Genomic DNA, 9,749 nt, shown 5'->3' with positions numbered 1-9,749 from the left:
AAAGCGAAGAGCCTTTGACTTTCTCCTTCCCCCAGGGGGGAAGGAGAAAGTCAAAGGCTCTTCGCTTTGAGGGCAGCGTCCAACCGCGGAAACACACGCCGCGCGTTGCCCTCGTAGACCTTGTAGCGGTCATCGCCCACGACGATGGTGCTGGCTTCGATGTAGCGCTTGGTGTCGTCGTAGTAGTACCCGGTCTCGGGGTCGATGCCGCGCACGGCACCGATCATTTCCGAGGCGAACAGGATGTTGTCCACCGGGATCACCTTGGTCAGCAGGTCGATGCCCGGCTGGTGGTACACGCAGGTGTCGAAGAAGATGTTGTTGAGCAGGTGGTCTTTCAGCAGCGGCTTTTTCAGCTCTTGCGCGAGCCCACGGAAGCGGCCCCAGTGGTAAGGCACCGCGCCGCCGCCGTGGGGGATGATGAACTTCAGCGTGGGGAAGTCTTTGAACAGGTCGCTGGTCAGGCACTGCATGAAGGCCGTGGTGTCGGCGTTCAGGTAGTGGGCGCCGGTGGTGTGGAAGCAGGCGTTGCAGCTGGTGCTCACGTGCACCATGGCCGGGATGTTGTACTCGACCATCTTTTCGTAGATGGGGTACCAGGCCTTGTCGGAAAGCGGCGGGCTGGTCCAGTGGCCGCCCGAAGGATCGGGGTTCAGGTTGATGCCGACGTTGCCGTATTCCTTGACGCACTTTTCCAGCTCGGGGATGCAGGTGGCCGGGTCCACGCCCGGGCTCTGCGGCAGCATGGCCGCGGGAATGAAGTGGTCGGGGAACAGCTGGCTCACGCGGTAGCAGAGCTCGTTGCAGATCGCGGCCCAGGTGGAGCTGATGTTGAAGTCGCCGATGTGGTGGGCCATGAAGCTGGCGCGCGGCGAGAAGATGGTGAGGTCGGAACCGCGTTCCTTCATCAGACGCAGCTGGTTGCTCTCGATGGTCTCGATCAGCTCGTCGTCGCTGATCTTCAGGTCGCTCACCTTGGGCATCGACGCCGGGTCCTTGATGCCGGCGATCTGCGCGTTGCGCCAGTTCTCCAGCGCCTTGGGGGCCGTGGTGTAGTGGCCGTGGCAGTCGATGATGAGGGGCTTTTGCTGGCTCATGCGGGTGGTTCCTGGTGCGGTTGCGGCCCATGCCGGACGGGGCGGTGAAGGCCGGATTGTGAACTTCACCACGCCGCGAAACCAGCCTCCAGGCACGCTAGCAGCTAGAACAAATATCTATATCTATGATGCAGGTATTCCTGAAAGAAAGACCATCATGGACCTCAAGCAACTCGAGTACTTTGTGCGCGTCGCCGAGCTGGGCAGCTTCACCCGGGCCGCGCTGGCGCTGGACGTGGCCCAGCCCGCGCTCTCGCGCCAAGTGCGTCTGCTGGAGGTGGAGCTGCGGCAGAACCTGCTGGTGCGCAACGGCCGCGGCGCCACACCGACCGACGCGGGCAAGCTGCTGCTGGAACACGGGCGCGGCATCCTGCACCAGGTGGAGCGTGCACGCGAAGAGCTGGGGCGGGTGCGCGGCGCGCTGGCCGGGCGCGTGGCCATCGGCCTGCCGCCCAGCCTGGCGCGGGTGCTGACCGTGCCGCTGACGCGGGCCTTCCGCGCGCAACTGCCCGAGGCCCGGCTCTCGATCAGCGAAGGCCTTTCCGCGACCATGCAGGAATGGCTGCACATCGGACGGCTCGACATCGCGGTGCTCTACAACGCCATGCCCACACCCGACATCGACATCAGCCCGTTGCTGGAAGAAGAGTTGCTGCTGGTGCAGCCGCGCCCGCCCGGGCTGGCCGAAGAGCCCCCGCCCCCGCCGGTGCCGCTGGCCGACGTGGCCGCGCTGCCGCTGGTGATCCCGAGCCGGCCCAACGCGATACGCATGCACGTCGAGGCCGAGATGGCCAACATCGGCTGTCGCCCGCAGATTGCACTGGAGATCGACGGCGTGTCCGCCATCCTCGATCTGGTCGCCGACGGTGCGGGCAGCGCCCTGCTCTCGCGCCACGCCGTGGCCAGTTCGATCCGCCCCTCGGCCTACCGCACGCGGCCGGTCCACCCGCCGCTGCGCACCCGCGCCAGCCTGGCCATCAGCTCGCAGCGCCCGGCCACCCTCACCCAGCGTGCTGCGTTGGGCATCATGGCCGAGGTGAGTCGCAGCCTTGGGCTTTGAGGTGCTGGCTCAGGCGAGCCAGCCCGCCGCGTGGCGCAGCAGCCAGAGCAAAGCGCTCAGCGTGAAGAACGACGACAGCGTGATCACCAGCAGCGCGGCCGAGGCCAGGCCTTCGTGGCCGTGGCGCTGCGCCAGGATGGCGTAGATGCCCATGGTGGGCATGGCGCAGGTGAGCAGCAGGGCCACGCGCAGCTGCGGGTCGTCCAGCGGCACCAGCCAGGTCAGCACCAGCAGCATGCACAAGGGGTGCAGCACCAGCTTGCCCAGGCCGATCTGCGCCACCGTGCGGCGCAGTCCCTGCATTTGCTGGCCCACCAGGCTGCCACCGATCACGAACAGCGAGAGCGCGCTGCTGGCCTGCGCAAACAGCGTGACGGTGCGCGACAGCGGCGACGGGATGTGCAGCCCCAGCACCGACACCAGCATGCCGGCCAGGATGGCGATGATCAGCGGGTTGCGCAGCAGGCCCTTGAAGGTCTGGAGCACGGCCCGCTGCCATTGGCCGGTCTCGTGCCGGTCCATGTCGGCCAGCGCCAGCAGCACCGGGATGATCAGCAGGTTCTCGACCACCATGTTCAACGCCAGGCTCACGCCGGCCGTCGACGCGCCCAGCGTGAGCATCAGGATCGGGTAACCCACGTAACCGCTGTTGGGGCACGTCATGCCCATGGTCATCACGCTGGACAGGCTCATCGAGCGCTTCGCCACGACGCGGGACCACAGAAAGGCCGCCGCCAGCAAAAGGCCGCTGCCCAGTACATAGGCGAGCAGGTACCGGCCGTTGAAGATCTCGCCCACGCTGCGCTGTGACAGCGCGTTGAACAGCAATGCCGGCAAGGCGATGTTGATCACGAACTTGCCGAACACGCGCATGTCGGCCTTGGCAAACAGGCCCCAGCGGGTCACCGAAAAACCGAGCGCGATGCAGAGGTAGATCGGGCCGGTTATGGCCAGGATGTCGAGCATGGGTGGGGGTCAGGTGTCCAGCCGCAGAGACGTGCGACCGACCTCGCCGCAGCCGATCAGGCCGATGCGCAGGCCGTCCATGAAGACGTCACTGCTTCGGGATGCCGGCCTTCTCGATCACCGCACCCCAGCGCTTGATATCCGATGCCAGCAACTGAGCCGCTTCATCGGGCGTGCTCATGTCGGCGTCGATGTTCAGGTCGGCCAGCTTCTTCTTGACCTCGGGTTTGGCCAGCGCGGCCACGATGTCCTTGTTCAGGCGGTCGATCACCGGGCGCGGCGTCTTGCCCGGCACGGCCAGCGCGTTCCACGACGAGGCTTGGAAGCCCTTGACACCCGCCTCGACGGCGGTCGGCACGTCGGGCAACGCGCTCGAACGCTTCTTGCCGGTCACGGCCAGGGCGCGGAAGGCACCGGCCTTGATCTGGGTCAGCGCGGGGCCGAGGATCTCAACACCCACATCGACCTGCTTGCCGCGCAATGCACCCACCAGCTCCGGCGTGGCCTTGAACGGCACGATCTGCACGTCGATGTCGGCGCTGGACTTGAACAGCTCCGCCGCCAGGTGCTGCGTGCTGCCGATGTTGATGCTGCCGATGTTGAGCTTGTTGGGATTGGCCTTGGCAAACGCCACCAGCTCGCCCAGGGTCTTGAACGGCGAGTCGGCCGGCACCAGCACCGCGAGGTCGAAGGTGCCCAGCGTGGAGACCGGGGCCAGGTCCTTGACCGTGTCGTACGGCAGGCTGTTGTACAGGCTGGCCGTGACCGCCGTGCCGTTGGACATCAAGAACATCGTGTGGCCATCGGGATCGGCCCGCGCCACCGTGCTGGCCGCCACCACGCCCCCGGCACCGGGTTTGTTTTCGATCACGACCGGCTGGCCCAGCGACAAGGTCAGCTCGGCCGCCACGATGCGCGCCGTCAGGTCGCCCGCGCCGCCGGCCGCGAAGGGCACGACGATGCGCAGTGGCTTGCTCGGGAAGGCCTGCGCCATGGCCGACGGGGCGGCGAAGATCGCCACGGCAGAGAGAACCGACAGCACCACGCTGCGGCGGGCAAAGAAACGGTGGGTCATGGTGCTGTCTCCAGTGTGTTGAGGAAAAACCTAGCCGACGAACTGCACCAGCCAGAGCGAGATCGACGGGAACAGCAGCAGCAGCGTGGTGCGGAACACGTCGCTGATGAGGAACGGCATCACGCCCTTGTAGCTCTCGCTGATTGGCACGTCCTTGGCCATGCCGTTGACGACGTACACGTTGAGCCCCACTGGCGGCGCCAACAGGCCGAAGCCCACCGTCATCAGCACCATGATGCCGAACCAGATCGCGGTCAGTTCCTGGGTCATGCCGAAGTCCATGGCCATGATCATCGGGAAGAAGATCGGGATGGTCAGCAGGATCATGGACAGCTCGTCCATCACCGCGCCCAGGATCACGTAGAACAGCAGGACGGCGGTGACCACCATCAGCGGCGAGAGGCCCCAGCCGTTGACCACCTCGGCCAGCATCGCGGGCACCTGGGTCAGCGCCAGGGCCGAGTTCATCAGGTCGGCGCCGATGAAGATCATGAAAATCATCGCGCTGGCCTCGGCCGTCGCGTAGAAACACTTCTTGACCTTGGCCCAGGTCAGCTCGCGCTTGAGCAGCGCCGCCACGAAGGTGCAGGCCGCGCCCACGCCCGCCCCTTCGGTGGGGGTGAACAGGCCGCCGTAGATGCCACCGAAGACGATCAGGAACACCACCGCGATGGGCAACACACCCAGCAGCAGCTTGGCCGTCAGGCGGGGCATGCTCTCTTCGTCGTGCTCGGGCGCCTGGCCGGGCACCACGCGCACATAGATCGCGATGGCGATGATGTAGCCTGTCATGGCGATGATGCCGGGGATCATGGCGGCGGCGAACAGCTTGGCGATGTTCTGCTCGGTCAGGATGGCGTAGATCACCAGCGGCACCGAAGGCGGGATCAGGATGCCCAGCGTGCCGCCCGCGGCCAGCGTGCCGGTGGACAGGCGACCGGAATAGCCGTGGCGCTTCATCTCTGGCAGGGCCACCGAGGTGATGGTGGCCGCTGTGGCGATGGACGAGCCGCAAATGGCACCAAAGGCCGCGCTGGCCATCACGGCCGCCATGGCCAGGCCACCCTTGAAGCGCGCCATGATGGTGGCGGCGAGTTCAAACAGCGACTTGGAGATGCCGCCCTGCGTGGCGAAGTTGCCCATCAGGATGAACAGCGGGATCACCGACAGGTCGTAGCTCGCGAAACGCGCGAAGGCCAGGCCGTTGAGGTTGTTCGAGAACGGCAGCCAGCCGACCTGTGTGATGTAGCCGAAGATGCCGGCCGCAAACATCGAAATCGCGATGGGCACACGCAGCGCCATCAGCAGCAGCATGACGCCGAAGATGGCGCCCGCCATGGAGAGGGAACTCATTGATCTTGCTCCTGGAAATTGCCAATGAACGCCTGATAGAAGGCGATCAGGCCCGTCAGGAACAGCGGTGGAATCATCGACACGTACGCGATCCACTCGGGGAAGCCGAGCATCATGGTGGTGGTCTGGGATTGGTAAGAACTGATGGCGCCCACCGTGGTGCGCCAGGCGAGCAGGAACATGATCAGACCGAGGGCCAGGCTGCCGAAGCGGTCGAGCCACCCGTTGATGGCTTCAGGCACCTTGGAGGTGAAGAAGTCCACGATGATGTTGCCGCGACGAAGCTGGGCCCACGGAAGGAACAGCGCGACGGCCGCGCCGGCGGTGACGGCGGTCAGTTCGTAGTCACCCACGAGCGAGACGCCCACGGTGTTGCGGCCGATCAGGCTGCCGCAGGTCACCAGGGTGATGAGCGTGAGCAGGACACCCGCCAGCAGGGCACAGGCTTTCGCCAGAGTGGACAAGAGTTTCAATGGATCACCTTGATGAACGATGGCGCGCCGGTGCGGTGGCGACGAACACCCACCAGAACCTACGCGCCAGAAAGAACCACAAACAAAAAGCGGAAACTGCCGCCACAAGGGCCGCCAGCCGCTTCAATTCTCCTCCCATGAACCGCATCAGCCGTTTTGGGAGGTGAACTATAGTGCAGAATTTTATATAGGTAAATGCATTTACCCTATCGAAATCCCTTGGTTGCCGCCATCCCATGGGCTGTGCTGGGCCCCGACTGTGCAGCGATTTCGGGGCATTGACCAGCGGATGCGGCGACTTTCAGTTATCGCAAACCGGCATGAACCATTTGGTTCAATGCCGAACTGTGATGACGACCAGGTGCAGGCACTCCACCGCCAACGCACCAAAAAAAACCGCCCTCGTTGGAGGGCGGTGATTTCAACGTGCGGCGCCGAGGCCTTACTTCGAGTGCTTGTCGATCAGCGCGCGGGCTTCAGACACCAGCTTGGCGCCGTCGATGCCCTTGCCCTTCATCTCGTTGATCCAGTCGGTTTCCACCGTGGCGGCCGTGCGCCTCCAGCGCTGCGTCTCGGCCAGCTCCAGGGCCACGATGTTGTTGCTCGCCTTCTCGGCGATGGCGCGGCCCGCCTTGTCGCCGTCGTCCATGGCCTTGCCGAACATCGCGGCGGCGGCAATGCCGGAGTTGTTGTCGATCACCTTTTTCAGATCGGGCGGCAGCTTGTCGTACGAGGCCTTGTTCATCGAGAACGCGAAGGTCTGGGTGTAGAGGCCCTGCTTGCCGGCAAACGTGGTGTGGTTCTTCACCAGCTCGGTCACCTTCAGCGAAGGCGTCACCTCCCATGGAATGGTGGTGCCGTCGATGGTGCCTTTGGACAGCGCGTCGGTCACGGCCGGCACCGGCATGCCCACGGGCGTGGCACCGAGCTTGGTCAGCATGTTGCTGATGATGCGCGAGCCGCCACGCACCTTCATGCCGCGCAGGCTCTCCAGACCGGTGACGGGCGTCTTGGTGTGGAACAGGCCGGGGCCGTGGGTGTGCACCGCGATCAGCTTGACGTCCTTGAACTCATCGGCCGCGAACATCTCGACGTATTCCTGGATGGCCTTGGAAGACGACTCGGCGGAACCGCTCATGAACGGCAGCTCGAACACCTCGGTCTTGTTGAAACGGCCGGGCGTGTAGCCGAGCACGGTCCAGGTCAGGTCCACCACACCGTCGCGCGCCTGGTCAAACAGCTGGGGCGGCGTGCCGCCGAGCTGCATGGCGTTGAACTGCTGGACCTTGATCCTGCCGCCCGACTCGGCTTCAACCTTCTGGGCCCAGGGCACGAGCGCCTTGGCGGGAATGGTGGCCTGCGCGGGCAGCATCTGGTGCAGGCGCAGAGTCACGGTCTGGGCCATGGCGGTGCCGGCCATGGTGACGGCGGCCACGGCCCCGAGAACCGCGAGGGCACTGCGGCGTTTCAGGAATGTCATGAGAGTCTCCTTCGGTTGAAAAAAGTGGGGGAATTCATCGCCGCTGGATGAGCCGGATCGCCGGCACGGAAATGGCTAGCGGTTCGGCCGGGTGCGCGGACAGCACCTCCACGAGGTTGCGGCGCGCCAGCCGCGAGTGCTCGCGCATGATGGCCTCGGCGCGCGCACCCTCGCGTTGCTCGATCGCGTCCAGCACCTGGCGGTGCTGGTCCTGCGCCACCACGAGCATGTCGCGCGCGCGGCTCGAATGCGCCCGCAACAGCACGAAGCCCGAGGGCGAAGCGAACGGCAAGCTGGCCGCGCGCTCCAGCTGGCGCGAAATCGTGGGGCTGTCGGCCAGCTCACCGAGCAGGCCGTGGAAGCGGCTGTTGAGCGCGACATAGGCCGTGAAGCGCTCTTCGTCCAGGCTCACGGCCGCCAGCACCACGTCGATGCGGTCCAGGCAGGCGCGCGCCTCGGCCATCGCCGCCGCTGGCGCACCGCGTTCGGCCGCGAGGCGGGCGAGCAGGCCTTCAAGCGTGCCACGCAGCTCGATGGCATCGGCCACATCGCGCTCTGAAAAACTCTGAACCACATAGCCGCCGTTGGGCAATGCTTGCAGCAATCCCTCCTGCTCCAGCCGCACCAGCGCGGCCCGGATGGGCGTGCGCGACATGCCCAGACGCTCGACGATGGCCAGCTCGGCGATGCGCGTGCCACCCGGCAACTCGCCGGAAAGCACCCACTCCCGCAACTGCAGCAACGCACGCACCTGGGCGCTCTCGCCGCCCACGGCAAGGGTGGCCGCGGTGGCGTCGGTCGGTTCGGTTTGATCGGCGATCATGGTCACGAAATGTATACAGAAACACCCCCAAATCGACCGTAAAGTGGGTCATATCAGGGAAATCCATAGGTTCCTGTATCCAGCCGAAGCCTGGTTGTCTTGGTTACGATGCCGCTGGCCGACCTCACCAACCCCTCCCGGAGACACCATGACCACCCGTCCAACCCCTCCCTTCCGCGCCGACCACGTCGGCAGCTTCCTGCGCCCGGCCTACCTGCTGGAAGCGCGCGACCAGTTTTTCAACCAGAAATCCATCGGCGCGGATGAGCTGCGCAAGGTCGAAGACCGCGCCATCACCGAGATCGTAAATTTCCAGGCCGACGTGGGCCTGCAGTCCATCACCGACGGCGAGTTCCGCCGCACCTACTTCCACATCGACTTCCTGGAACAGCTCGGCGGCGTGAAGACCGACATCCCGGTCACCATCGTGCGGCCCGATGGCAGCGAAGAGCTGGCACCGCCCGTGATCCGCGTGATCGACAAGGTGCGCCACGCCAAGAACATCCAGCTCGCCGACTTCCAGTACCTGAAAGGCCAGGTCGAGGCGCTGGGCCTGCCCGCCGTGGTGCCCAAGGTCACCATTCCCTCGCCCACCATGCTGCACTTCCGCGGTGGGCGTGCCGGCATCAGCAAAGAGGCCTACCCCGAGCTCGACCCGGTGTTCTACGACGACGTGGCCAAGGCCTATGGCGAAGAGCTGCAGAGCCTGGCCGACGCGGGCTGCACCTATGTGCAGATGGACGACACCAACATGGCCTACCTGTGCGACGAGAAGATGCGCGAAGCCGCTCGCCAGCGCGGCGACGACCCCAATGAGCTGCCGCACCGCTACGCCGGCTTCATCAACAAGGTGGTGGCGCACAAGCCCGCCGGCATGACGCTGGCCATGCACCTGTGCCGTGGCAACTTCAAGAGCACGCACGCCGCAGCCGGCAACTACGAGCCGGTGGCCGAAGCACTGCTTTCAGAGATGAAGCTCGACGCCTTCTTCCTCGAATACGACGACGACCGTTCGGGCGACTTCCGCCCGCTGCGCTTCCTCAGCAAGGACAAGATCGTGGTGCTGGGCCTGGTGACCACGAAGTTCGGCCAGCTGGAGAGCAAGGACGACCTCAAGCGCCGCATCGACGAGGCCACGAAATACGCACCGCTGGAGCAGCTCTGCCTGAGCCCGCAATGCGGCTTCTCAAGCACGGTGCACGGCAACAACATCGCGGTGGAAGACCAGCGCAGGAAGCTGGCCCTCGTCGTCGAAACCGCCCGGGAAGTCTGGGGATCCTGAGGATCGCCGGCCAATCGGCATAGGGGGCCCCCATAACGGAGGCACCCCTGCCACACCACCCGGCATGCGGGTCCGCACCGGGCGGTTCGAGAGTTTGAGGTCACGACAGCCTCGGCAACCCCAACCCGTCAAAGTACGCC

The 9,749-nt window shown here is 65.3% G+C and carries 10 protein-coding genes; 3 read left to right on the top strand and 7 right to left on the bottom strand.

Annotation, left to right across the window (positions count from 1 at the left end):
- Nucleotides 1-50 precede the first annotated feature (50 nt).
- The gene (locus tag B0E41_RS00925) at nt 51-1,097 is read right to left on the bottom strand and encodes an amidohydrolase family protein (protein ID WP_077327815.1); all 1,047 of its coding nucleotides are present in this window, start codon (nt 1,095-1,097) and stop codon (nt 51-53) included.
- Between the two features lie 157 nt (nt 1,098-1,254).
- On the opposite strand from B0E41_RS00925, the gene B0E41_RS00920 reads away from it, so the two are divergent.
- Nucleotides 1,255-2,157 (top strand): LysR substrate-binding domain-containing protein, encoded by a 903-nt coding sequence (locus B0E41_RS00920; RefSeq protein ID WP_077327811.1) that lies wholly within the window; start codon nt 1,255-1,257, stop codon nt 2,155-2,157.
- A gap of 9 nt (nt 2,158-2,166) precedes the next feature.
- Here the strand turns inward: B0E41_RS00920 and B0E41_RS00915 are convergent, their stop codons facing one another.
- From B0E41_RS00915 to B0E41_RS00900, 4 genes are all read right to left on the bottom strand, one after another.
- The gene (locus B0E41_RS00915) at nt 2,167-3,123 is read right to left on the bottom strand and encodes an AEC family transporter (protein ID WP_077327808.1); all 957 of its coding nucleotides are present in this window, start codon (nt 3,121-3,123) and stop codon (nt 2,167-2,169) included.
- A gap of 88 nt (nt 3,124-3,211) precedes the next feature.
- The gene (locus tag B0E41_RS00910) at nt 3,212-4,117 is read right to left on the bottom strand and encodes a tripartite tricarboxylate transporter substrate binding protein (protein WP_253194520.1); all 906 of its coding nucleotides are present in this window, start codon (nt 4,115-4,117) and stop codon (nt 3,212-3,214) included.
- Between the two features lie 111 nt (nt 4,118-4,228).
- Nucleotides 4,229-5,551: a TRAP transporter large permease gene (locus tag B0E41_RS00905; RefSeq protein WP_077327802.1), complete on the bottom strand. Its 1,323-nt coding sequence runs from the start codon at nt 5,549-5,551 to the stop codon at nt 4,229-4,231.
- The gene (locus B0E41_RS00900; protein ID WP_077327799.1) at nt 5,548-6,024 is read right to left on the bottom strand and encodes a TRAP transporter small permease; all 477 of its coding nucleotides are present in this window, start codon (nt 6,022-6,024) and stop codon (nt 5,548-5,550) included. Before B0E41_RS00900 ends, B0E41_RS00905 begins: the two co-directional genes overlap by 4 nt.
- Between B0E41_RS00900 and B0E41_RS26970 the strand changes: the two genes are divergently transcribed.
- A complete protein-coding gene (locus B0E41_RS26970) occupies nt 6,024-6,191 on the top strand; it encodes a hypothetical protein (protein ID WP_171984623.1) in 168 nt (55 codons plus the stop codon). The genes B0E41_RS00900 and B0E41_RS26970 overlap by 1 nt on opposite strands.
- Nucleotides 6,192-6,466: 275 nt before the next feature.
- Here B0E41_RS26970 and B0E41_RS00895 read toward each other — a convergent pair whose 3' ends face one another.
- Both B0E41_RS00895 and B0E41_RS00890 read right to left on the bottom strand, forming a co-directional pair.
- Nucleotides 6,467-7,504 (bottom strand): TRAP transporter substrate-binding protein, encoded by a 1,038-nt coding sequence (locus B0E41_RS00895; protein WP_077327796.1) that lies wholly within the window; start codon nt 7,502-7,504, stop codon nt 6,467-6,469.
- Nucleotides 7,505-7,538: 34 nt separating this feature from the next.
- On the bottom strand, nt 7,539-8,327 hold the full coding sequence (locus tag B0E41_RS00890; protein ID WP_077327793.1) for a GntR family transcriptional regulator: 789 nt from the start codon (nt 8,325-8,327) through the stop codon (nt 7,539-7,541).
- A 148-nt stretch (nt 8,328-8,475) separates the two neighbouring features.
- On the opposite strand from B0E41_RS00890, the gene B0E41_RS00885 reads away from it, so the two are divergent.
- Nucleotides 8,476-9,609, top strand: coding sequence for a 5-methyltetrahydropteroyltriglutamate--homocysteine S-methyltransferase (locus B0E41_RS00885; protein WP_077327790.1), 1,134 nt, complete (start codon nt 8,476-8,478; stop codon nt 9,607-9,609).
- Nucleotides 9,610-9,749 lie beyond the last annotated feature (140 nt).

This window comes from Hydrogenophaga sp. A37 (genome assembly GCF_002001205.1).
Classification (GTDB): domain Bacteria; phylum Pseudomonadota; class Gammaproteobacteria; order Burkholderiales; family Burkholderiaceae_C; genus Hydrogenophaga.
Note: the sequence above shows the minus strand (reverse complement) of the source record. Positions and strands in the feature narration are given on the sequence as shown.

Excerpts from the sequence above, each read along its gene's own strand:
- B0E41_RS00925 (WP_077327815.1), bottom strand. The coding sequence starts at position 1,097 with ATGAGCCAGCAAAAGCCCCTCATCATCGACTGCCACGGCCACTACACC.
- B0E41_RS00920 (WP_077327811.1), top strand. The coding sequence starts at position 1,255 with ATGGACCTCAAGCAACTCGAGTACTTTGTGCGCGTCGCCGAGCTGGGC.
- B0E41_RS00915 (WP_077327808.1), bottom strand. The coding sequence starts at position 3,123 with ATGCTCGACATCCTGGCCATAACCGGCCCGATCTACCTCTGCATCGCG.
- B0E41_RS00910 (WP_253194520.1), bottom strand. The coding sequence starts at position 4,117 with ATGGCGCAGGCCTTCCCGAGCAAGCCACTGCGCATCGTCGTGCCCTTC.
- B0E41_RS00905 (WP_077327802.1), bottom strand. The coding sequence starts at position 5,551 with ATGAGTTCCCTCTCCATGGCGGGCGCCATCTTCGGCGTCATGCTGCTG.
- B0E41_RS26970 (WP_171984623.1), top strand. The coding sequence starts at position 6,024 with ATGGATCACCTTGATGAACGATGGCGCGCCGGTGCGGTGGCGACGAAC.
- B0E41_RS00895 (WP_077327796.1), bottom strand. The coding sequence starts at position 7,504 with ATGACATTCCTGAAACGCCGCAGTGCCCTCGCGGTTCTCGGGGCCGTG.
- B0E41_RS00890 (WP_077327793.1), bottom strand. The coding sequence starts at position 8,327 with ATGATCGCCGATCAAACCGAACCGACCGACGCCACCGCGGCCACCCTT.
- B0E41_RS00885 (WP_077327790.1), top strand. The coding sequence starts at position 8,476 with ATGACCACCCGTCCAACCCCTCCCTTCCGCGCCGACCACGTCGGCAGC.